Source organism: Delftia sp. 60 (genome assembly GCF_002754395.1).
Taxonomy (GTDB): Bacteria; Pseudomonadota; Gammaproteobacteria; order Burkholderiales; family Burkholderiaceae_C; genus Comamonas; species Comamonas acidovorans.
The window spans coordinates 5,577,753-5,600,927 of sequence record NZ_PEFD01000001.1 but is presented as its reverse complement, the minus strand read 5'-3'; the positions used below and the strand labels follow the sequence as shown (position 1 = coordinate 5,600,927).

Genomic DNA, 23,175 nt, shown 5'->3' with positions numbered 1-23,175 from the left:
GCGTTCAGGGCTTGACTTCGAAGCTCAGCGTCGTGGTGTGGCGCACGTCGGTGTATTTCTTGCCGTCCAGCGTGACCGAGCCGTTGTCCACGCGCGCCGTCACCTCCAGCACGTACAGGCCCGGGAAGTAGGGCTTGAAGCTCACCGTGCCGTCCTGCGATGGCGTGAGCGTGCGGTACCAGCCCTCGCTGGTCTGCACGTTGACCTGGCTGGCCGCGACCTTGCGGCCCTTGAACACCAGCTGGAACGTATCGCCGCCCGCCGTGGTGGGCACCAGCTCCAGGTCGTTCACGGCCTTGGTGTCGTTGCGGCCGAAACGGGCCTGGTAGTAGGTCAGCACGCCATTGGCGCCGGGGCGCGTGGCGGCGATGCGCACATCGCCCTGGCCTGCGTCCGCGGTGAAATGATTGGCGTCGGCCTTCAGGGGAAGGCTCTTGCCGTCGGGCAGGACCTGCTTGGCGTCTTCCAGGGCCGGCAGCTGTTCCAGCGGCTTGCGCAGCTCTCCGGCATAGGCCCGGGCCTGTCCTGCGTCCTGCTGCAGCCAGAGATAGTCGGCATGCGCGGCCGGCACCGCCAGTGCGGCGGCGGCGGCCAGCCATGCGGCGGTGCTGCGAAGGATGCGGGAAGGTTCGGTCATGGAGTCTCTCCTGTGGTGTGGCTCTGCGTGCGCCTGCCGGGCCTTGAGGGGCGTGATCCGGCGGGGCTGAAGATGGTGCGATGGCGGACGAGCGACGCCGCAATGCATCAGAAATTATAGCGATCAGGTGAGAATGACTCTTGTTTTGCACGCTAAGAGTCGGGTTCATGACATCCATGCAATTGCGGCGCAGACATGCAAAAAGGCCATGGAAATCCATGGCCTTTTTGTGGCTGCGCCACGCGCCGCAGGGCGGCGGGGCGCTATGGCGGCGGTCAGGCCGACAGCTTGGGCTGGGCCGCGGTGCCCGTCAGGTAGCCGACGGCGGCGCCGAACTTGCCGCGATAGTTGGCGCTGATCAGCGGGTCCAGCGTGGGCTTGACCACGTTGTGGATGGCGCCCCAGTCACCGGCGTGCTGGAAGTTGCTCATGATGTAGGTCCAGCCGTTGATCTCGTCCACGGCATGCAGGCCCGTGGATTCGCCGCCTGCGGGAATCGACATCAGGCGCGACAGCTGCTTGGTGTCGATGTTGTAGGCCCACAGGAAGTTGTTCACGTGCTGGCCGCTGTCCTCGCCGATGAACAGGGTGCGCATCTTCTCCGAGAACTTGAGGTTGTCGGGGTTGCAGATCTTGTTCGGGTTGCCGGTGTTGCCCAGCGCGTCGGCACTGATGTCCTCGCCGGCCAGCAGGGCCTTGGTGTCCACGGGCATCCACTCGCTGTTGATGGCGGCGCCTGCCGTGTCCTTCTGGCCGCCGCGCAGGTTCAGCGCCATCACGGCGCCGGCCTTGAGCTGCTTGGGGATGGACACGCCGTTGCCGGCCACGTTCAGCGCATCACCGGCCACCATGGACTTTTCGCAGTTCTGCAGGGCCGAGTAGGCCACCTTGTCCTTGGCGTTGACGGTCGTGCCTTCCATCTTGGTGAAGCCCATGCTCGCGCCCTTGAAGGCGGCGTAGCGGTGGGTTTCCAGGAAGGCGGCAGCCTTGTCCATGCCGGGGTTGATCTTGATCCACTCGACCTTGCCGTTGGCCGTGATCTTGGTGTAGCTGGCGTCGCCCGGATCGGTCTTGGCCACGGTCATGATGTCCGTGGGCTTGAGCGTGTTGGCCAGTTGCTCGATCTCGGCGCTGGTGGCCGAGCCCAGCTTGATCCAGGTCAGCGCGGCGGCGCTGCCCGATGCGGGGTCGATGGAGAAGCCCGCGCCCACCTTGGCCACGTACAGCGAACCCGAGGACAGGTCCTTTTCCTTGTCGGCCACGAAGACGAAGTAGCCGCTGTTGGTAGCGTCGTCGCCCATCAGCGCCGTGCGCTGGTCGGGCATGACCTGGACCAGCTCGTGCGAGATGCGGCCCATGCAGAAATGCTTCTTGATGCTGGCCGTGCCGTCCGCGTTGACCGTCACTTCGGGCATGTGGCCGTAGTGGTAGGGGTTGGCCTTGTTCTGGTCGCCATACAGGTTCTGGCTGAAGGCCAGCAGCTGGGCATTGCCGGTGGCGAAGGCGTCGGGCTCGTACTCTTCGCTGGACAGATGGGTGCCCCAGGGCGACAGGCTGGCGCCGCAGGTGATCCACAGGCCGTGCACCTTGGAGGTGTCCACGTTGTGGTACTTGACCAGGCTGAGCTTGCCCGTGGTCTGGTCTTGGTCCAGCGTCAGCACGGCGATGGGCGAAGGCAGCTTGCCGTACATGTCGGTCTTGCCGTCCTGCGCCCAGGTGGTGTATTCGAACTGCACCACGGCGAACACGGGCTTGCCCTTGACGCCGTCCACCTTGGCATTGGGCACGGTCAGCAGCGAGGTGCCGTCGGGCGAATCGGAGAAGAAGTGGCGCTCGCTGCCGGCCACGGTGCGGTCGATGATCTTGTTATTGTTGATGTCGTAGTAGCCGCCGGCCAGGATCTTGCCGCCCTTGCCGTCGGACACTTCATCGCCGGTGACGAAGAACGGCTGGTAGCCCAGGTCGAAGCTCTGCTCGCTGTTGTCGCTGAACTGCACCTTGAGCTGAGAGGCCACGGTCATCCTGGCCATGGCCTGGGGGTTGGCCAGCGTGGGCGCTGCCATGGAGGTGAAGCTGGCTGCCACATAGTTCTTCGCGGGGCCGTCGTCGCCGCCGCCGCAGGCGGTCAGCAGGCCGGTGGCGGACACGGCGGAGCCGAGCGGCAGCAGGGGGGCGCCGGTCAGGAATTGCAGCGCCTTGCGGCGGGAGAGCATCGTGGATTGGGACATGGGGCTTCCGTTATGGGTTTGTCAGCGTCAACCCATCGGGGGCGGGATGGGCCGGGATGCCGCCGCGCACTCGCTGGCTTGACATCCGCACGGCATGCTAGGCAGCCGGTGTGACACAGCGATGGCATCCGCATGACGAAACCGTGACAGCGTCATATGACAGCCGCCAGGCGAGGGGGACCAGGCGATGCGGCCCGTCAAAAAAACAAAGAAGAGGCGCGAAGAGGGAGCCGAAGAAGGGCCCGAAGAAAGGTCCAAAGAAAAAGCCCCTTGAAAGGGGCTTTGTGGGGTGCAGTGGCGAAGCGCTCAGCCGGACAGTCCGGGCGGCGCAGGCGGCTCGGTGCCGATGGCGTCGCTGCCATCGCTTTCATCCGGCGCCGCAAAGCAGTCACGGAAGGTGAAGACGATGGAGGTGAAGAACATGGCGGCCAGCAGCATGGCCGTGCCGATCATCAGGCCGTTGGCAATGCTGCCCAGCACCTGGGCCAGCACGGCCGAGATCAGGGCCATCACGATGCCGGCCACGATGAACACGCCCATCCAGCTCAGGCCGAAGACCACCAGCGCGCCGATGTTGCGCACACAGGCCACCAGGCTGAAGAACACGGCCTTGACCGGGGGCACGTTGTGCCAGTGCACCAGCCCCGGCGCGTGCCAGAACAGCAGGGACAGCGGCAGGTACAGGCCCATGCTCAGCCACATGGCGGCCTGGAAGTCGGGCGACTCGGCGATCTCGCGCGTCAGCGGCTCGCCGCCCAGGTAGACGTTGGCAAACTGGCCGTCGTCCACCAGCATGGACAGGCCCATGATCAGCAGGAAGCCTGCCGCATACATGGCGCCCAGCGTGAGCATGGAGTTCAGGCGCTGGCGCCCGGTACGAAAGGCCACCAGCAGCAGGGCCGGCGTGGGCGCACGCCCGTGCGATGCCTCGGCCGCCGCCACCATCATGGCCAGCGAGGTGGCAGGCAGCAGGCCCAGCGCGATCACGGGGCCGATCAGCGGCAGCACCGTGACCAGCGACATGGCCGCCATCGACAGAAAGAACAGCGCCGCCAGTGCCAGCGGCTGCTGGCGGAAGGTGCGGATGCCCTGCTGCACCCATTGCAGGCCGGTACGGGCGGGAACGATGAGAAGTTTCATGGGGTGAGGAAGTCGGGGCGCCTGGATGGGGCATGGCCTCTGGCATGGGCCGCGCCGCTGGCGCCCGAACGGGGACTGTACCCGAGGACGCGCGGCCCGTGGACCGCAAAGCCCTCTGTCGGCCGCGCTGTGGCGGTCTTCGGACGTCAGTCCAGCGCCACCGGGTGGGCCAGGCGCTGGCGCAGCACGCGCTCGAAATGGGTGGGGTCGTGGGGGACGAGCATGGAGGCCTCGCGCGGCAGGTGGAAATCCCACAGGCGGGAAATCCAAAAGCGCAGCGCGCCCGCGCGCAGCATGGGGTTGAACAGCTCGCGCTCGGCGGCGGTCAGGGGGCGTACCGATTGATAGGCATCAATCATGGCCTTGGCCTTGGTGGCGTCATGGGCGCCGGTGGCGTGTTCGATGCACCAGTCGTTGAGGCACACGGCCAGGTCGAACAGCCAGCTGTCCACGCCCGCGAAGTAGAAGTCGAAGAAGCCGGTCAGGCGCTCGCCCTCGAACATCACGTTGTCGCGGAACAGGTCGGCGTGCACGGGGCCGCGCGGCAGCGCCGCATACGCGGGCGAGGCGGCCACATGGTTCTGGAAGGCCAGCTCGGATCGCAGCAGGTCGGCCGTGGGTGCGTCTATGTGCGGGATGACCGTGGGCACGGTCTCGTTCCACCAGGGCAGGCTGCGCAGATTGGGCTGCTGGCGATCGTAGTCGCGTCCGGCCAGGTGCATGCGCGCCAGCATCTCGCCCACGGCGGCGCAGTGCGCGGGCTGGGGCGCCAGCTCGCTCTTGCCGGGCAGGCGGTTGACGATGGAGGCCGGCTTGCCGCACACGCTCAGCAGGATGTCGCCGCTGCGGGTCTCGGCCTGCGGGTCGGGCACGGGAATGCCGGCCTGCGCCAGGTGCTTCATCAGGTACAGGTAGAAGGGCAGTTGCTCGGCCGTCAGGCGCTCGAACAGCGTCAGCACCCACTCGCCCTGTTCGGTGGTGAGAAAGTAGTTGGTGTTCTCTATGCCGCCCTGGATGCCGCGCAGCTCCTTGAAGGAACCCAGGGACATGCGGCGCAGCAGCTCGCGCGCGTCTTTGTCGGAGACTTCGGTGAAAACGGCCATGTTGCATTGCCGGCCTTCAGGGCGCGGCGGAAATCGTTGTCGTCAGATATGGAAAGAGGGCAGCGCCGTCAGGTGCTGCCCCCTGGGATGCCGCCGGGCCGGGGGCCCGGACAGTCCGGTGAGGATCAGAACTTCTTGAGGTTCCAGACGCGCGTGCCGTTGGTGCCGTCGCCATCGCCGCGGTTGCGCGAGGAACGGGCGCCGTCGTTGGACTGCACTTCATACGAAGGCATGTCGCCGACCTTGGGCTGCACGGTGATGCTGCGGGTCTGGCCGCCCACGCGCAGCTCGTCAACGCGGCTGCCGCCATCTTCCACATGGATGTGTTCCACGCGCTGGTTGGTTCGGTCGCGGCCCTCGGGCTTGGCCGTGTCCGGCGCGGTCTGCTCGGTCGCCGTCGCAGGAGCGGTGGAGGCAGCCGGGGCAGGCGTGGGGTTCTGGGCCAGCACGGAGCTGGCGGCCAGGGTCAGGAAGATGAAAAGTGGAGCGGCGCGCATAGGCTCCATTGTAGAACTTGCAGCGGGCGCTGTCCCGCCCTGTCACCCTGCCGGCGCGTGCACAATCGGCGCATGAGCAATTCCAAGACCCTGGTGCTGATCGACGGCTCCAGCTACCTCTACCGCGCCTACCACGCCATGCCGGACCTGCGCGCCGAGCCCGGCAACCCGGAAAGCCCTGCCACGGGCGCCATCCGCGGCATGATCAACATGCTCCAGGCGATCAGGAAGGAAGTGGCGGCCGACTACGCCGTCTGCGTGTTCGATACCAGCGGACCCACCTTCCGCGACACGCTCTACCCCGAATACAAGGCGCACCGCTCGCCCATGCCCGACGATCTGCGCTCGCAGATCGAGCCCATCCATGAAGTGGTCCGCCTGCTGGGCTGGCCCGTGCTGGCCATCCAGGGCGTGGAGGCCGACGACGTGATCGGCACCCTGGCCAAGACGGCCGCCGCCCAGGGAGTGAACGTGGTGATCTCCAGTGGCGACAAGGACCTGTCCCAGCTGGTGGACTCCCACATCATGGTGATGGACACCATGAGCGGCAAGCGCCGCGACGTGGCGGGCGTGACGGCCGAGTTCGGCGTGCCGCCCACGCAGATGATCGACTACCAGGCCCTGGTCGGCGATGCCGTGGACAACGTGCCCGGCGTGTCCAAGGTGGGCCCCAAGACAGCCGTCAAGTGGCTGGCCGAGCACGGCTCGCTCGACGGCCTGATTGCTGCGGCCGACGACATCAAGGGCGTGGCCGGCCAGAACCTGCGCGATGCCATCGCCTCGGGCCAGCTGGCGCTGAGCCGCCAGTTGGTCACCATGAAGACCGACTGCGACCTGAGCGCCGAAGTGCCCACCCTGCCGGTGCTCGACGCGCTGGCGCCGCGCGAGCCCGATACCGCGCCGCTGCGCGACTTCTATGAGCGCTACGGCTTCAAGGGCCTGGCGCGCATGCTCGGCGGTGCCGCGCCCGAGCCCGATGCGCTGGAAGCCGTCAAGGCCGGCCGCAAGCCAGCGGCCAAGCCGCGTGCCGACCAGTCCACGGGCGACATGTTTGCCCAGGAGCAGGCCGAATCCGACGACGCCACCACCGAGGCCGAGGCCGTCCAGCAGCGCCCGCTGGACTATGACGTGGTGCTGACCTGGGAAGCGTTCGACCAGTGGCTGGCCAAGATCAACGCCGCCGAACTCACGGCCCTGGATACCGAAACCACCTCGCTGGACGAGATGCGTGCCGAGATCGTGGGCATCTCGCTGAGCGTGGAGCCCGGCGCCGCTGCCTACATCCCCCTGCGCCATGCCGGCCCCGACGCGCCCGAGCAACTGCCTGCCGACGAAGTGCTGCAGCGCCTCAAGCCCTGGCTGGAGGATGCCGCCCGGCCCAAGCTGGGCCAGCACGTCAAGTACGACCGCCATGTCTTCGCCAATGCCGGCATCGAGGTGCACGGCTATGTGCACGACACCATGCTGCAAAGCTATGTGCTGGAAGTGCACCGCCCGCACGGCCTGGCCAGCCTGGCGCTGCGCCACACCAACCGCACGGGCATCAGCTATGAAGACCTGTGCGGCAAGGGCGCCCACCAGATCCCGTTCGCCCAGGTGCCCGTGGACAAGGCTGCCGCCTATGCCTGCGAGGATGCCGACCAGACCCTGGACGTGCACCGCGTGCTGTGGCCGCAGCTGCAGGCCAACGACGGCCTGCGCGGCGTCTACGAGCTGGAGATCGCCACCAGCGAGGCCCTGTTCCGCATAGAGCGCAACGGCGTGCTCATCGATGCCGCCACGCTGGCCAAGCAGAGCAACGACCTGGGCCAGCGCATCGTGCAGCTGGAGCAGGAGGCCTACGACATCGCGGGCCAGCCCTTCAACCTGGCCAGCCCCAAGCAGCTGGGCGAAATCTTTTTCGACAAGCTGGGCATGCCCGTGGTCAAGAAGACGGCCACCGGCGCACGCAGCACCGACGAAGAGGTGCTGGAGAAGCTGGCCGAGGACTATCCGCTGCCCGCCAAGCTGCTGGAGCACCGCAGCCTGTCCAAGCTCAAGGGCACCTATACCGACAAGCTGGCCCAGCTGGCGCTGCCGCGCACGGGCCGCGTGCACACGCACTACGCCCAGGCCGTGGCCGTGACGGGGCGCCTGTCCAGCAACGACCCCAACCTGCAGAACATCCCCATCCGCACGCCCGAAGGCCGGCGCGTGCGCGAGGCCTTCATTGCCGCTCCCGGCCATGTCATCGCCAGCGCCGACTACTCGCAGATCGAGCTGCGCATCATGGCCCACCTTTCGGGCGACGAGTCCCTGCTGCGCGCCTTCCACGAAGGCCGCGACGTGCACCGTGCCACGGCATCGGAAGTCTTCAACGTGGAGCTGGAGCAGGTCAGCAGCGAGCAGCGCCGCTATGCCAAGGTCATCAACTTCGGGCTGATCTACGGCATGAGCAGCTTTGGCCTGGCCAAGAACCTGGGCATAGAGACCAAGGCCGCGGCCGCCTACATCGACCGCTATTTCCAGCGCTATCCGGGCGTCAAGCGCTACATGGACGAGACGGTGGAATTCGCGCGCGACCACGGCTACGTGGAAACCGTCTTCGGCCGCCGCCTGTACCTGGTGGACATCAACGGCGGCAGCGGCCCGCGCAAGAAGGCGGCCGAACGCCAGGCCATCAACGCGCCCATGCAGGGCACGGCGGCCGACCTGATCAAGAAGGCCATGGTGGCGGTGCAGGCCGAGCTCGATGCCAGGCAGTCCGAGGTCCGCGTCATCATGCAGGTGCACGATGAACTGGTGTTCGAGCTGCCCGAAGGCGAGTCGGACTGGGTACGCACCGAGATCCCGCGCCTGATGGCCGGCGTGGCCGACCTGAAGGTGCCGCTGCTCGCCGAGGTGGGCCTGGGACCCAACTGGGACAAGGCGCATTGAGCTTCACGCAGGCATCGTAGACTTGGCCGGTTCTCAACCACCACCAAGGAGAGATGCATGCGTGATGATCAGCAGCAAGACCTGAAGGCCCTGGTTCCGGGGCGCAGCAGCGAAGAGGGGCCCACGCGGCGCCTGGCATTGCAGACCGCCCTGGGCCTGGGCTATGCCGCAGCGGCCACGCCGCTCATGGCGCAGACCGCCATCTCCACGCCGGCCGACGGCCTGACGGCCGGCGAGGTGCATTTCACCGTGAACGGCTTCAAGGTGCCCGCCTACCGCGCCGCGCCCGCGGGCAAGAAGAATGTGCCCGTGGTGCTGGTGATCTCCGAGATCTTCGGCGTGCACGAATACATTGCCGACACCTGCCGCCGGCTGGCGCGTGCCGGCTACCTGGCCATTGCCCCCGATCTGTATGCACGCCAGGGCGATCCCAAGACCTATACCGACATCGCCAAGCTCATGAGCGAGCTGGTCTCCAAGGTGCCCGACGAGCAGGTTATGGCCGACCTGGACGGCGCCGTGCAATGGGCCGGCACCCAGAGCGGCGATACGGCGCGCGTGGCCATCACGGGCTTTTGCTGGGGCGGGCGCATCACCTGGCTGTATGCGGCCCATGGCCCGGTCAAGGCCGGCGTGGCCTGGTACGGCCGGCTGGAAGGCGCCAAGACCGCGCTGCAGCCACGCCATCCGCTGGAGCTGGTCTCCAGCCTCAAGGCGCCGGTGCTGGGCCTGTATGGCGGGCAGGACACGGGCATTCCGCTGGAATCCGTGGAGCGCATGCGCGAGGCGCTCAAGCAGGGCTCGGCAGCGGCCAAGGCCTCGGAGTTCGTGATCTACCCGGAGGCGCCGCACGCCTTCCATGCCGACTACCGGCCCAGCTACCGCGAGCAGGCTGCGCGCGACGGCTGGCAAAAAATGCTGGCCTGGTTCAATAAGCATGGGGTGACCCCCTGAGCGGCTGCGCCGCTTCCCCCGTTGCACGGCGCCCTCTCTCGCTTCGCGGGAGGGGGGCGTCCGGGCAACCGGCGACACCCTCGGTGCGGGGCGGCGCGGCCGGCGTAGGCCCTTCCTCGGTGTCCCTGGTGTGAGGACGCGCCAGTTTTTAAGGTATTGCTGACTAGCTTTCAACTTTATTCGCGTAGGGGGGCTTGACAGCTTCTGTAGGCTGAAACCGAGGGCACCCGACACCGTGGCCTGCTTCCTTCATGGGATCGCAGGCCACGGCTGCGATGGGTCCTGTCTTTCTGCGAGAATTCGCGGGTTTCGCCTGCAAGGGCATACGGTTGAAGCACAAATCGCTATGACATTGGTAGCAATCATTCTGGCCACCCTGGCCGCCGGTATTGGCAGCGTCTGGGTGGCCGCGTTGTTGATGGGGCTGGGAGGCAATCGCTCGCCGGGCATGATGCCGCAGCGGCTGTTGAGCCTGGCGGCGGGCGCGCTGCTGGCCACGGCCTTCATGCACCTCTTGCCCGAGGCCTTCGAGAGCGAGGCCGGGGCGCATGACCTGTTCGTGACGCTGCTGGTGGGCCTGGTGTTCTTTTTCCTGCTGTCCAAGGCCGAGCTGTGGCACCACGGGCATGAGCACGGCGCGCCGCCGGCCCATGAGCACGATCACCACGAACATCACGATCACCAGGGCCACACCCATGACCATTCCCATGATCACCATCACGGCCACCGCCACGGCGGCTGGGCCGTGCTGACCGGCGACAGCGTGCACTGCTTCGGCGATGGCGTGCTGATCGCCTCCGCCTTCATGGCCGACATGCGCCTGGGGCTGATCGCGGCGGTATCGGTGCTGGCCCACGAGGTGCCGCACCACATGGGCGACATCGTGGTGCTGCGCCAGTCCAGCTCCAACCGGCGCGTGGCGCTGATCAAGGTGTCCATGGCCGGGGCCGTGACCACGCTGGGCGGCATTGGCGGCTATTTCCTGGTGGGACAGCTGCAGGAACTGCTGCCGTACTTCCTGGCCGTGGCCTCCAGCAGCTTCATCTACGTGGCGCTGGCCGACCTGATTCCCCAGCTGCAAAAGCGCCTGAGCGCCCGCGAGACCGTGGCCCAGGTGGGCTGGCTGATGCTGGGCATCGTGCTGGTCACCGTGGTCAGCCGCGCGGCGCACGCGCACTGAGGCTGATGTTGAGGCTGAGGCGCGGGTCCTAGCCTGCGCGGGCCTCCTGGGGTGCCGGCCCCAGCAGGTCGGCGTAATCCACCGCGTACTTGATGAAGGCCGCATGGCCGTCGATGCGCAGCTTGCGGCGCAGGTGCAGGCGGTGGGTTTCCACGGTGCGCACCGAGGTGCCCATGAGCGCCGCAATCTCCTTGTTGGAGCGGCCCTCCGAGATCCACTGCAGCACGCTGGCCTCGCGCGGCGTGAGGGCGCGCCGGGGCCCGGACGCGCTGCCGTCTTCCTCGGTCACGGGCTGCAGGCCGGGGCTGAAATACAGGCCGCCGGCGTAGACCCGGTCTATGGCCTCGATGAGCTGCTGTGCAGGCGCGTCCTTGAGCACATAGCCGCGTGCGCCCAGCGCCACGGCGCGGCGCACGTACTCGGGATCCTCATGCATGGACAGCACCAGCACGCGCACCAGCGGGAACTGATCGCGGAACAGCGCGGCCAGGTCGATGCCGCTGGCGCCCGGCATGCGGATGTCGGTGACCACCAGGTCGGGCGACAGCTCGCGGGCCAGCGGCAGGGCCTGGTCCACGCTGGCGGCCTCGCCCACCACACGGATATGGTCCGTGGCCTGCAGGCGCATGGACACGCCGTCGCGCACGAGAGGGTGGTCGTCCACCAGGAGGATGCGGATCATGGGGTTCATGCAGCGGCCCGTGGGAGTTCGAATTCCGGTGAGGGAGACAGCGGCATGCCGCCATCGCGGTAGAGCACGGCGACCAGCCGGGTGCCCCGGCGCCCCGAACTGATGGACAGGTGGCCGCCCAGGCCTTCGATGCGCTCGCGCATGTTGCGCAGGCCGATGCCGCCCTGGCGGTCGCGCTGCACGCGGCGCATGTCGAAGCCCTGCCCGTCGTCGCTGACCTGCAGCACCACGCGGCGGCGCTGAAAGTGCAGGCTGACATCGATGCGCGTGGCCTGGGCATGGTTTTGCGCATTCGTCACGGCCTCCTGGGCCACGCGGAACAGGGCCGTGGCATGGCTGGGCGGCAGAAAGCGCGTCTCGCCGCGGCAGCCGAATTGCATGCGCAGGCCGTCCTCGGCCTGCATCTGCTGGCTCATCAGCGCCAGGGCCGGGGCCAGGCCCAGGTCGTCCAGCAGGGCGGGGCGCAGGCCGTGGGAGACGCGCCGTATCTCCACCAGCGCGTGGTTGAGCTGCTCCAGGCCCTGGTCCACCATGCGCTGGGCCGTGGCCGGGTCCTGCGCGGCCAGCCGCCTGAGCTGGGCCTGGGCCGTCTCCAGCAGGAACTTGGAGGAGACCAGCACCTGCACCACGCCGTCATGCAGGTCGCGCGCCACGCGCGTGCGTTCCTCTTCCTGCGAATGCACCACGCGCTGGGCCAGCCGCTGCAGCTTGTTGCTGGACACGCGGTGATCGCTGAGATTGAAGACCAGCCCCGCCACGCCGATGAGCACGATGCACAGCGCCGCAATGCCGAAGATGCGCCAGCGCGTGGCCGCGATGTTGGCCTGGGCGCTTTCGTCGATCTGGCGCAGCGCCTGCTCCACATCGTCCAGGTACAGGCCCGTGCCCAGCGACCAGCCCCATTCGGGCACCGTGGCCACGTAGGCGAGCTTGGCCTCGGTACGCAGCGATGACGGTTTTTGCCACTGGTAGCGCACCAGGCCGCCGCCGCTGCGCGCGGCGTCCAGGATGATCCTGGCGGGCCCTGCGCCGCCGGGGCTGTTGGGATCGCACAGGTCCACGCCCGACAGGCCCATCTGGCGCGCATCCAGCAGCACGTTGCCGTGTTCGTCGTAGACAAAGAAGTAGCCGTCCTCGCCGAACTGCATGCGCGACAGCATCTCCAGCGCCTGGCGCCGCTGCACGGATTGCTCCTCGCCGCTGGACTTGATGCGCGTCAGCGCCGTGGTCGCCAGCTGGACGTAGTGGCGCAGCTCCGTCTCCTTGCTGTGCAGGTAGGCGGTCTCGACCAGTTCCCGTTCCTGGTGGGCCAGCTCCAGGGTCTGGTGCTGCACGGTCGCCGCGACCAGGCCCAGGGCGAGTGCGATGGCGGCAATCGACAGAAGTGCAAGTTTCAGCGGAAGTTGCATGGAAGCCTGTGTGGGGTGCACCGACGATCTTTTCCGCCCAGTGGCCGGGCCTTGTCAACAGGGCTTGCGCGCATGCCGCCAGCGCCAGGGCGGCGGCCTTTGAATGGCAGGTGCTGTATTTTCCAATGGCCTGCGCGCCCCGTATATCCACACGGATTCACGCGCGCGTGAAAAGGCGTTTGAATATCCCAAGGGAAACACCATGGAAAATATTTTTTGGGCGCGAAACAATATCCCATGGATACTGGAAATCCGAGATGCATTTTCTTGGTGCGTACTCCCCTTTTTGGGGTTTTGGATAATCGTTTTGCCGTATTGTGGTGCGCCGTCCCTCTGATGCCTGATGTGCTGCTTGCTGTTGAGCAGATTCCGTGCCAAACCATTGTTTTGAAAGAATGTTGAAGGGCTGCGTAGCACTGCGTGGGTCCGTGTGCGTAGTGGTGCGTAGGGGAAAATTCATTATCGAATGCCCCAGATCCCTGCCTAGAATTTCTCCGTGAAATCACGAATTCGAATCATTTTGTATCGATGATTCAGGTCACCTCTGAGGACTGGGTTAATGGTGACAAAGTGTTTCCATAACGCCAATGCAGTAATGCGTGGCACGGCAGTGGCAGCTTGTATTTTTGTTTGAGAAGGGCAATACCATGGATATTCGAACGAACCTGGGGCGCATGGCGCTGGCATGCGGGGTGGCGGTGACGGCGGCGGCGCTGGTGGGTTGCGCTGCGCCCAACAAGCGCGAGGTGCTGTCCACCACGCAGATCTACCCGGCCATCGGCCCGTACTCGCAGATGGTGGCGCATGGCAACACCATCTACTTCTCGGGCGTGCTGCCGCTGAACGCACAGGGCACGGCCATCCAGGGCGCCACCATCGAAGAGCAGACGCGCGCCGTGCTCGACCACATCGGCGCCAAGCTCAAGTCCCAGGGACTGGGCTATGAGGATGTGCTGTCCACCTCGGTCTTCATGAAGGACCTCAACGAGTTCGCCGCCATGAACAAGGTCTATGGCGAGTACTTCAAGACCGGCGCCCCCGCTCGGGCCACGGTGGAGGTGGCGCGCCTGCCGCGCGATGTGAAGATCGAAATCTCGGCCATCGTCGGCCGCCGCTGACCGCTTGCGCAACGACAGGAGGACCGCATGAACGCACGACACCCCCAGATCGCGGCCGAGCAGGCCACATCCCTCACCGCCACTGCGGCCGCCGGCGAATCCGGCTATCCCGCGCGCTGGACTTCCAAGCGCCGCGACTTCCTGCGCATGCTGGGCTACGGCACCGGCGCCGCCACGCTGGGCCCGCTGCTGGCCGCCTGCGGCAGCGGCAACGCCCAGACCTCGGCCGCCGCGCTGCGCGAGCAGCTCATGCGCGACGAAGCCTTCTGGACCGACGTGCAGAGCATGTTCATCCTCAAGCCCGAGAAGACCTACATGAACATCGGCACGGCCGGCTCTATGCCCAAGCTGGTGCTCGACGTGTTCGATACCGAAAACCGCAAGAAGGCCGCCGACTCTGGCAACGGCTACAGCAACCTGCTGGACCTGCGCAAGCAGGTGGCGCCGGGCTTTGGCGTGGATGCCGACGAACTGGCCTTCTCGGCCAACACTTCCTCAGGCATGTGCCATGCCATCCTGGGCATCGACTGGCAGCGTGGCGACGTGGTGGTCACCACCAACCACGAGCACGGCGGCGGCGACACGCCGCTGAAGATCGCGCAGGACCGCTACGGCATCGAGGTCTCGCGCATTGCGCTGCCCGTGGGCAACAACCAGACGGCGGCCACCTACGTGAACCTGTTCGACGAGCGCATCCGCGCGCTCAAGGCCCAGGGCAAGCGCGTGCGCGCCATGATGTGGTCCTCGCCCACCTACAAGACCGGCACCATGCTGCCCATTGCCGACCTGATGGGCGTGGTCAAGGCGCATGGCCTGATCAGCATCGTGGACGGCGCCCACCTGCCGGGCATGATGGCCTACAACTATGCGGAGCTGGGCATGGACTTCATGTCCGGCGCGGGCCACAAGTGGCAGTGCGGTCCGGGCTCGACGGGCATCCTCATCATCCGCAACAAGATGCGCGCCTCCAACCCGCTGCCCCTGCCCAAGTGGTACCCGGTGCACACCAGCGCCTACCCGGCGCTGGAGCGCACGACCACGGCCAAGGAGACCTACGACATCGCCGCCTCGGTCACCTCCTGCGGCAGCGTGCACACGCCCATGTTCATGGCGCTGGCCCAGGCCTGCGCGCAGTGGGACAGCATCGGCCGCAAGAAGATCGAGACCTATGACCTGACGCTGTCGTCCTACCTCAAGGAAAAGATCGTCGAGCGCTGGGGCGTGGACTCGCTGTACTCGCCCAAGGACGATCCCAAGCTGCTGTCGGCGCTGACCTGCTTCAACCCGTTCCAGAACAAGGACGACGTGATGAACGGGACCAAGTCATCGACCTTCGTGGCGCGCATGCTCAGCGACTATCCGCAGGGCTTCGTGATCCGCAACTCCAACTTCCCCGTGATCGGCGCGGCGGCAGACCACTACGGCGTGCGCGTGTCCACGCACCTGTGGCATGACGCGCGGGACGTCGATCTGCTGGTGGATGCGATGTGGGATCTGTCTAGAAAAATGTAGCCCCCTGAGGCGCTGCGCGCCTTCCCCCGAGGGGGACGACACCCTCGCTGCGGGGCGGCCCTTGCTCGGTGTCCCTCGCGTTGGGCCATGCTTGTGTTGCGGGCGTGCTTTCTGACGCGGGGGGGCTGTCTTGGGCCGGGCTCCTTGAGCCCTGCGTCTCAGCCGGGCTGTCCTTCGTCGCGGATGGCGGCGCGGACCTGGGGGAGCTGGCGGCGGGAGACCATGAGCAGTTCTGGGATGCCGTGCAGGCGCAGGGCCCAGCCTTCGCCTTCGGTGGGGTCGTCGTGGCGTTCCAGGGCGCGCAGGGCGCTGCGGGCCACCAGCGCGTTGCGGTGCACGCGCAGCAGGTGGTCGGCGTGGCGGGCTTCCAGGTCGGCCAGGGCGCCGTCGAGGATGTAGCTGCGGCCCACGGTGCGCACGGTCACGTACTTCTGTTCGGCCTTGAGGTAGAGCACTTCGGACAGGGGCAGGCGTACGGTGGTGCCTCGGTCCTGTATCAGCAGCACGGGGCCGCTGTCGCGCTCGGCCGTCTGGTGCACCGCCGTGCGTGCGGCCTTGGCCAGGGCCTGCTGCAGGCGCTCGCGGCGCACGGGCTTGGTCAGGTAGTCGGCGGCGTCCAGGTCGAAGGCCTCGACCGCATGGCCGGCATGGGCGGTGACGAAGACCACGGCAGGCGGCAGCGGCAGGCGGCGCAGTGCGTGCGCCAGGGCCAGTCCGTCCTGGCCCGGCATGTGGATGTCCAGCAGCGCCAGTTCCACGGCGCGCGGGCCCGGCGCCTGCAGCACGGCCATGGCCTGGCGCGCGTCTGCCGCTTCACTGACCTGGTGCGGGCCGGTGCCCGTGCAGGCTTCCACATCGGCCAGCAGGGTGCGCAGTCGCGCGCGGGCCAGGGCTTCGTCGTCAACGATCAGGATGTGCATGGTGCTTCTTCTTCGATAGAGCCTTCGTGGGTTGGCCGGCAGGCGCAGCCAGCGGCAGGCTGATGCGCACCACGAAATGGCCCTTGAGCGTGCGCGCCGTGAGGTGGGCCTGCAGGTCGTGCAGCAGCGACAGCCGGGCGCGCACATTGGCCAGCGCAATGCCGTTGCCGCGCGTGCCAGCTGCGCTGGCGGAATCGATCTCGGTGGGCAGGGTGTTGGTGATGCGCACCTCCACCAGATCGCCACGGCGCTCGGTGCGCACCTGCAGCTTGCCGCCGCGTGCGCTGGGCTCCACGCCATGGCGTATGGCGTTTTCCACCAGCGGCTGCAGCAGCAGCGGCGGCAGCAGGGCGCCGTGGGCGGCAGGGTCCAGTTGCCAGCGCACCTGCAGCCGTTCGCCGAAGCGCACCTGCTCGATGGCCAGGTAGCGCTGGGCCAGCTCGATCTCCTCGGCCAGCGTGGTCGTGCTGTGCGGCTCGGCCAGCGCGTAGCGGAACAGGTCGCTGAGGTCTTCCAGCAGGGCCTCGGCCTTGGCGGGCTCGGCACGCACCAGGGCGATGGCGCTGTTGAGCGTGTTGAACAGGAAATGCGGACGTATGCGCGACTGCAGCTCGGCCAGCCGCGCCTGCGTGTCGGCGGGGGTGTGGCCGCGTGCGCGCAGCACCAGGGCGGCCACCAGCAGGGCCGCCAGCAGTCCGCCGGACATGGCGCTGGCCAGCCAGGGGGCGCTGGTGCCGCCGGCCAGTTGCAGCATGGCGCAGGCATACAGCCCGGCCGCCATGCCCAGCAGCACGCCGGCTGCGTACTGCCCGGTGGACGGCAGGCGCTGCAGCGGATGCTTGAGCAGGCAGGCCGCCACCAGCCAGACCAGGGTGCCGGGCAGGCTGGCGCCGGTCAGCAGGGCCATGTTCTCCAGCCACTGCAGCAGCGAGTCGGCGCCGAACATCGCGGCCGTGGCCGCCACGGCCTGCACGAAGAGCACGGCGCGCAGTACCACGCCGACGTTGCAGGCGTCGAAGACCAGCGCCGCAGGCAGGGGCGGCGGGGCGGTGGTGGGGTCGGCTGGGTCGGCAAGGGCGGCAGGTAGTGTTTCGGCGGGTGGGGTTCGCGCCGCATGCCCGGATTATGGTCATGCCGGGCGGGCCTGCACAGCGGTCACACCGCCCCTGCAGGCCCCTGCACGGGCGTGGCGCCGCCCAGGTCGATAGAATCTTCGCTTCCTGCCCGCGCGGGGGCGTGCCGCCCGCCGCCTGCACCGCCTAATCGAAGATCGCGTCCTCACATGTCTGCCAATCAACCAACGTCCGCCTCGCACAACCAGCTCGACACCAAGGCCCAGGCCTGGTCCGCTCTCTTTGAAGAGCCGATGAGCGATCTGGTCAAGCGCTATACCTCCAGCGTGTTCTTCGACAAGCGCCTGTGGCAGGCCGACATCACGGGCAGCCTGGCGCATGCCGAGATGCTGGCGGCCCAGGGCATCATCGCCGCCGCCGACCACGAGTCCATCCGCAAGGGCATGGCTCAGATCACGCAGGAAATCGAGTCCGGCCAGTTCGAGTGGAAGCTCGACCTGGAAGACGTGCACCTGAACATCGAGGCCCGCCTGACCCAGCTGGTCGGCGACGCCGGCAAGCGCCTGCACACGGGCCGCAGCCGCAATGACCAGGTGGCCACCGACGTGCGCCTGTGGCTGCGCGGCGAGATCGACCTCATCGAAGGCCTGCTCGGCGAGCTGCAGCTGTCCCTGGTCGAAGTGGCCGAGAAGAACGTGGACGTGATCCTGCCCGGCTTCACCCACCTGCAGGTGGCCCAGCCCGTGAGCTTTGCCCACCACCTGCTGGCCTATGTGGAAATGTTCAAGCGCGACGCCGAGCGCATGCTGGACCTGCGCCGCCGCGTCAACGTGCTGCCGCTGGGCAGCGCCGCCCTGGCCGGCACCACCTACCCGCTGGATCGCGAGCGCGTGGCCCGCACCCTGGGCATGGAAGGCGTCTGCCAGAACTCGCTGGACGGCGTCAGCGACCGCGACTTCGCCATCGAATTCACCTCGGCCGCCAGCCTGTGCATGGTGCACGTGAGCCGCCTGTCCGAAGAGCTGATCATCTGGATGAGCCAGAACTTCGGCTTCATCCGCATCGCCGACCGCTTCACCACGGGCTCGTCGATCATGCCGCAGAAGAAGAACCCCGACGTGCCCGAGCTGGCACGCGGCAAGACCGGCCGCGTGGTCGGCCACCTGATGGGCCTGATCACCCTGATGAAGGGCCAGCCCCTGGCCTACAACAAGGACAACCAGGAAGACAAGGAGCCGCTGTTCGACACGGTGGACACCCTGAAGGACACGCTGCGCATCTTCGCCGAGATGATCGGCGGCCAGGCCGACCCGGCCACGGGCGGCAAGAAGGGCGGCATCACCGTCAACGCCGAAGCCATGCGCGCCGCCGCGCTCAAGGGCTACGCCACGGCCACCGACCTGGCCGACTACCTGGTCAAGAAGGGCCTGCCCTTCCGCGATGCGCACGAGACCGTGGCCCATGCCGTCAAGCTGGCCTCGCAAAAGGGCGTGGACCTGACCGAGCTGCCGCTGGCCGAACTGCAGGCCTTCAACCCCGGCATCGAGGCCGACGTCTTCGAGGCGCTCAGCCTGGAAGGCTCGCTCAATGCGCGCAACACCCTGGGCGGCACGGCGCCGGCCCAGGTGCGCAAGCAGCTCGCAGGCCACCAGGCGCGCTTGAATGCACGCCTGAACGCACGCCTGGGCTGATCCCCCCGTTCGCCGGAGCCGCGCCATGACATCCTCCCGCCGCCAACTGCTGACCGGGGCGCTGCGCGCCGCCGGCGCAGTGACTGCCGTTGCCGCCTCGTCGGCCCTGGCTCCGCTGGCCTGGGCACAGCCCGGGCAAGCCATACGCATCCTGGTGGGCTTTCCGCCGGGCGGCGGCACGGATGCCATCGCGCGCCTGCTGGCCGACCGGCTCAAGGACGTGCTGGGCACCACGGTGCTGGTGGACAACCGCCCCGGCGCGGGCGGGCAGATCGCGGCGCAGCAGCTCAAGGCGGCTGCGGCCGATGGCCACACGCTGTTCCTCACGCACGACCACACCATCTCCATCCTGCCCCAGGTGGTGAAGAAGCCGGGTTTCGACCCTGGCCATGACTTCGTTCCCGTGGCCGGCTTTGCCACCTTCGTGAACGCGCTGGCGGTCTCCGCCAACACGCCGGCGCGCAACCTTGCCGAGTATGTGGAGTGGGTGCGCCAGGGCGCAAAGCGCGGCAGCATCGGCATTCCCGCGCCCGCGTCCACGCCGGAATTCCTGGTCAGGCTGCTGGGCGAGCACTACAGGCTGGACCTGGTGGCCGCGCCCTACCGGGGCAGCGCGCCCATGCTGGCCGACATGCTGGGCAACCAGATTCCGGCCGGCATCGCCTCGGTGCAGGACTTCATGGAAAACCACAAGGCCGGCAAGCTGCGCGTGATCGGCGTGCTGGGTACGCGCCGCCAGGCCACCATGCCCGAAGTGCCCACGCTGGCCGAGCAGGGCGTCAAGGGCTTCGAGGACACGCCCTACTACGGCATCTACGCGCCGCGCGGCACGCCCCAGGCCTTCATCGACCGCTTCTCCGCCGCCGTGGCCACCGTGCTCAAGCAGCCCGATGTGCACGAGCAGCTCACCGCCCTGGGCCTGACCGTGGGCCACATGCCGCCCGCACAGCTGGCCGAGCGCGAGCAGGCCTATACCCAGGTCTGGAAACGCATCATCCAGACCAGCGGCTTCCAGCCGCAGTAAGCGCGCGTCCAGCGGTCCCGCATGTTCTACGCGATTCCGCTGGAGGACCGGCCCCGCTGGAGCAATCCGCCGTGGATGACGCTGCTGATCATCCTCGTGAACGTGCTGGTGTTCTTCGGGCCGCAGCGCTCCGAGGAGCGTGCCCAGCAGGCGGCGGCGCAGTTCTATGCCGCCAGCGCGCTGCCGGGCATCGAGTTGCCGCGCTTCGTGGACTGGCTGCAGCGCACGGATTCGCCGATGGCAAAGCAGGCAAAGGCGCTGCAGAAGAGGGGCCTGGTCGAGCCGCTGTTGCAGCGCATGGAGCGGGAGCCGAAATTCCTGGTGCTGCTGCGCAGCGGGCAGATCGTGCCCGCAAGCGATCCCCTGCACGAGCGTTGGCAGACCGACCGCAGCCGCTACGAGGCGTTGCAGCCGGAACCTTTCACCACGCGCTGGGCCAAAAACTATGCGCTGGACGCGCCGATGCGCCCGGTGACCTGGATCACCGCAGCGTTCCTGCATGTCGACACCAGCCACCTGGTGGGCAATATGCTGTTTCTCTTCATGTTCGGCTTCTCGGTCGAGTTGATGCTGGGGCGCGGCACCTATCTGTTGTTTTATCTGCTGGGCGCCGTGGGTGGCTCGGTGCTCTCGGGCTGGGCCTATGCAGGCACAGGCAGTTACGGCTTGGGCGCCTCGGGCGCCGTGGCCGCCCTGATGGGCATGTACGCCGTCATGTACCGGCTGCGGCGTGTCCGTTTCTTCTATCAGCTGTTTTTTTATTTCAACTACGTCACTGCGCCCGCCTTGATCCTGCTGCCAGCCTGGATCGCCAATGAAGTGCTGCAGCATTTTTTCAGTGGCCAGAGCGCAGGCTACATGGCCCATCTGGGCGGCCTGCTCACAGGCGCGACCCTGATGGCCCTGTATCTGCGCCGCAAGCCACGGGCGGCGGTGGCGGGCCGCCACTCGGCGCCGGACGATGGCTTCGACGCACATGTCGCCAACGCGCGACGCCTGGGGCAGGCGCTGGACATGGAGGGCGCCCTGCGCGCCTGGCGCGCCGCAGCCCAGCTGCGGCCTGCCGACACCGAGGTGCTGCGGGCCTGGTTTGCCGCGGCCCGCTATGCGCCTGCCAGCGAGGACTTCCACCGGGCGGCCCGGCGCATCTTCAGGCTGCCGGCCCGTGATGCCGCCACCCTGGCCTGGCAGCACGACAGCTACCGCATCTATCTGGACCTGGCCCGCCCAGGCGCCAGGATCGCGCCCGAGGACATGGCCAGGCTGGTGCGCCGCTTCACGCGTGCCCGTGCGTTCGACGATGCCGAGAAGCTGTGCCACGCGCTGCTGCAGGCAGCACCCGGCCAGCCGGGCCTGGGCGAGACGCTGTGCCTGCTGGTCAACGGCCTGCTGCAGCAGGGGCTGGCACAGCGCGCCCGCGCCTGGCTGCCACAACTGCAGCGCTGGGCGCCCGATGAGGCCGTGACCCGGCTGTTGCTCGACGGGCAGGCCCGGGCCCAGGCCACGGCGTGATCAGTGCGGGGCCGGGCGCGGGTCCGGTCCCTGTTCCGGTTCCGGGTCACGCAGCAGCCACCGCACCTCCTGCGTGGCCTCGCTGTCGGGATGGCGCGCCTGCAGCGTGGCCAGGATGCCCTGGGCCATGTCCCGGCGCCCGAAGCCCTGCAGCATCAGGCGCGCCGCCAGTTCATAGGCATGGGGCACGGCGGCATGGCCCTTGAAGCGTTTGTCGAAGCCCGAGATCAGGGTCAGCGTCGCCTGTGCATCGCCCGTGCGCCAGGTGCTGCGCGCCAGGGCCAGTGTCTGGTCGGCATCGTCCAGCGCAAAGCTCGCTTCCTTGGCGCGGCAGGCCTGGAACACCTTGAGCGCCTCGGCGGTCTGGCCCTGGCGCAGCAGCAGGGCGATGAAGCGCCGGCCGTGGTCCAGCAGCGTGGCCGTCTTGTCCGACAGCAGCAGCAAGCGGTGGTAGCGGCGCTGGGCATGCGTGTCGTCGGGGTGGGTGCGCTGGTCCTCGTAGGCCAGGCCCAGCGCGGCGGCCAGGTCGCCAGCGGCCACGTGCTCGGCCACGTCCTCGTCCAGCTGCTGGCGGGCGATCTGTTCGGGCGTGCGCGCAGGCGCCCCGTCGGGCCCGCTGTCTGCCTGGGGCACGGCGTCGATGCCCAGAGCCTCATGGTGCTGGTACATCACATAGCCCAGCAGGCTGGCCATGACCCAGCCGAAATAGATCATGGCGAAGTTGAACAGCGGCAGCAGGATCAGCCCGCTGAACAGCGGCAGCAGCAGCGACATGGCGATCTGCGCACCGCTGCTCAACAGGAACAGAAAAAAGCACAGCAGCGCATAGGGCTTGCCGATGATGCGCACCGTGTCCAGGATCAGCAGCGGATTGAGTGCGGAGAAAAAGCCCGTCGTCTGCACCAGCACGATGATGCTGGCCGGCAGCAAAAAGGACAGCAGCAGCAGGGCCAGCTGCGCCATGCCCAGGCTCACCCGCGCACACCAGCCGACGATGATGCCGTGCACCACCAAAATGGCGAACAGCTTCCAGGGCAGATGGGTCCAGTCCGGGTCCAGGTGGCGAGGATAGTCCGCAGCGCGCGATATGCCCTGCGAACCCAGCGCTGCCACCTTGAAACCATAGCGGCTGGCGGCCAGCAGGATACCGATCTGCACCAGCCCGATGGCCAGGGGTGCGGGCAGGAAGAACAGCGCCTTGAACAGCAGGCTGCCCAGCGACAGCAGCAGCGCATAGCCCAGCGGCTGTGACTGGAACGGAAAGGCGAAGAACTGGTTGATCCGGTGCCAGAACGGCTGAGGCACGGCAACGTGGTTCGGCTTCATGGACGGACTCTCTCCCTGTGTTGTATCCGCGCAGTATAGGCAGCACGCTGTATGTAGTCTGACGGAACCTGTGGTGGGAGGTGAGCCCTGTGATCGCACGGATATGACGCGTTGATGCGCCGATGTCTTACAGACGGATACACCGCAGACCCGGTTCCGGGCACCCGCAGCAGTGCCTGCAGCGGATGCGGCCCGGTATCATCCCGCGCAGTGGTTTTCAGCCGCAGCGGATGCGGCCCTGCAT

Annotated in this window: 18 protein-coding genes; 8 read left to right on the top strand and 10 right to left on the bottom strand. The window is 67.5% G+C overall.

Annotated features, from left to right (window positions below; genetic code table 11):
- Window positions 1-4: 4 nt before the first annotated feature.
- From CLV01_RS25200 to CLV01_RS25180, 5 genes are all read right to left on the bottom strand, one after another.
- Window positions 5-637 (bottom strand): hypothetical protein, encoded by a 633-nt coding sequence (locus CLV01_RS25200; protein ID WP_013800941.1) that lies wholly within the window; start codon window positions 635-637, stop codon window positions 5-7.
- Window positions 638-912: 275 nt separating this feature from the next.
- Window positions 913-2,865, bottom strand: coding sequence for a PhoX family protein (locus CLV01_RS25195; protein ID WP_099732947.1), 1,953 nt, complete (start codon window positions 2,863-2,865; stop codon window positions 913-915).
- A gap of 306 nt (window positions 2,866-3,171) precedes the next feature.
- Window positions 3,172-4,005 (bottom strand): BPSS1780 family membrane protein, encoded by an 834-nt coding sequence (locus tag CLV01_RS25190; RefSeq protein WP_012207126.1) that lies wholly within the window; start codon window positions 4,003-4,005, stop codon window positions 3,172-3,174.
- A gap of 146 nt (window positions 4,006-4,151) precedes the next feature.
- The gene (locus CLV01_RS25185; protein ID WP_065345615.1) at window positions 4,152-5,108 is read right to left on the bottom strand and encodes a homoserine kinase; all 957 of its coding nucleotides are present in this window, start codon (window positions 5,106-5,108) and stop codon (window positions 4,152-4,154) included.
- 125 nt (window positions 5,109-5,233) lie between these two features.
- A complete protein-coding gene (locus CLV01_RS25180) occupies window positions 5,234-5,605 on the bottom strand; it encodes a hypothetical protein (RefSeq protein WP_043825094.1) in 372 nt (123 codons plus the stop codon).
- Window positions 5,606-5,677: 72 nt separating this feature from the next.
- Between CLV01_RS25180 and polA the strand changes: the two genes are divergently transcribed.
- The 3 genes from polA to CLV01_RS25165 all read left to right on the top strand — a co-directional run bounded on the left by polA (window position 5,678) and on the right by CLV01_RS25165 (window position 10,655).
- Entirely contained in the window at window positions 5,678-8,521 is a 2,844-nt protein-coding gene (polA, locus tag CLV01_RS25175) for a DNA polymerase I (protein ID WP_099732948.1), read from the top strand.
- Window positions 8,522-8,578: 57 nt separating this feature from the next.
- A complete protein-coding gene (locus CLV01_RS25170) occupies window positions 8,579-9,475 on the top strand; it encodes a dienelactone hydrolase family protein (protein WP_099732949.1) in 897 nt (298 codons plus the stop codon).
- A gap of 346 nt (window positions 9,476-9,821) precedes the next feature.
- Window positions 9,822-10,655 (top strand): ZIP family metal transporter, encoded by an 834-nt coding sequence (locus CLV01_RS25165; protein WP_099732950.1) that lies wholly within the window; start codon window positions 9,822-9,824, stop codon window positions 10,653-10,655.
- A 28-nt stretch (window positions 10,656-10,683) separates the two neighbouring features.
- On the opposite strand, the gene CLV01_RS25160 is transcribed toward CLV01_RS25165, so the two are convergent.
- The gene (locus tag CLV01_RS25160; protein WP_099732951.1) at window positions 10,684-11,346 is read right to left on the bottom strand and encodes a response regulator; all 663 of its coding nucleotides are present in this window, start codon (window positions 11,344-11,346) and stop codon (window positions 10,684-10,686) included.
- Entirely contained in the window at window positions 11,343-12,755 is a 1,413-nt protein-coding gene (locus CLV01_RS25155) for a cache domain-containing protein (RefSeq protein WP_012207119.1), read from the bottom strand. Before CLV01_RS25155 ends, CLV01_RS25160 begins: the two co-directional genes overlap by 4 nt.
- A 647-nt stretch (window positions 12,756-13,402) precedes the next feature.
- Here CLV01_RS25155 and CLV01_RS25150 point away from each other — a divergent pair.
- Together CLV01_RS25150 and CLV01_RS25145 are read left to right on the top strand one after the other, a co-directional pair.
- Window positions 13,403-13,873, top strand: a complete 471-nt coding sequence (locus tag CLV01_RS25150) for a Rid family detoxifying hydrolase (protein ID WP_012207118.1) — start codon at window positions 13,403-13,405, stop codon at window positions 13,871-13,873.
- Between the two features lie 27 nt (window positions 13,874-13,900).
- Window positions 13,901-15,385 (top strand): aminotransferase class V-fold PLP-dependent enzyme, encoded by a 1,485-nt coding sequence (locus CLV01_RS25145; RefSeq protein WP_088163943.1) that lies wholly within the window; start codon window positions 13,901-13,903, stop codon window positions 15,383-15,385.
- A 158-nt stretch (window positions 15,386-15,543) separates the two neighbouring features.
- On the opposite strand, the gene CLV01_RS25140 is transcribed toward CLV01_RS25145, so the two are convergent.
- Both CLV01_RS25140 and CLV01_RS25135 read right to left on the bottom strand, forming a co-directional pair.
- A complete protein-coding gene (locus tag CLV01_RS25140) occupies window positions 15,544-16,305 on the bottom strand; it encodes a LytR/AlgR family response regulator transcription factor (RefSeq protein ID WP_034398907.1) in 762 nt (253 codons plus the stop codon).
- Complete coding sequence (locus tag CLV01_RS25135) at window positions 16,286-17,341, bottom strand: sensor histidine kinase (RefSeq protein ID WP_099735330.1); 1,056 nt, start codon at window positions 17,339-17,341, stop codon at window positions 16,286-16,288. Before CLV01_RS25135 ends, CLV01_RS25140 begins: the two co-directional genes overlap by 20 nt.
- Window positions 17,342-17,587: 246 nt before the next feature.
- Between CLV01_RS25135 and argH the strand changes: the two genes are divergently transcribed.
- Genes argH through CLV01_RS25120 form a run of 3 tightly spaced genes read left to right on the top strand, consistent with a single transcriptional unit; the run spans window position 17,588 to window position 21,605 of the window.
- Window positions 17,588-19,069, top strand: coding sequence for an argininosuccinate lyase (gene argH, locus CLV01_RS25130; RefSeq protein ID WP_012207114.1), 1,482 nt, complete (start codon window positions 17,588-17,590; stop codon window positions 19,067-19,069).
- A 25-nt stretch (window positions 19,070-19,094) separates the two neighbouring features.
- Window positions 19,095-20,093 (top strand): Bug family tripartite tricarboxylate transporter substrate binding protein, encoded by a 999-nt coding sequence (locus CLV01_RS25125; protein ID WP_099732953.1) that lies wholly within the window; start codon window positions 19,095-19,097, stop codon window positions 20,091-20,093.
- A gap of 21 nt (window positions 20,094-20,114) precedes the next feature.
- Window positions 20,115-21,605 (top strand): rhomboid family intramembrane serine protease, encoded by a 1,491-nt coding sequence (locus CLV01_RS25120; protein WP_099732954.1) that lies wholly within the window; start codon window positions 20,115-20,117, stop codon window positions 21,603-21,605.
- Here the strand turns inward: CLV01_RS25120 and CLV01_RS25115 are convergent, their stop codons facing one another.
- Window positions 21,606-22,931, bottom strand: coding sequence for a tetratricopeptide repeat protein (locus CLV01_RS25115; protein ID WP_099732955.1), 1,326 nt, complete (start codon window positions 22,929-22,931; stop codon window positions 21,606-21,608).
- Between the last annotated feature and the right edge of the window lie 244 nt (window positions 22,932-23,175).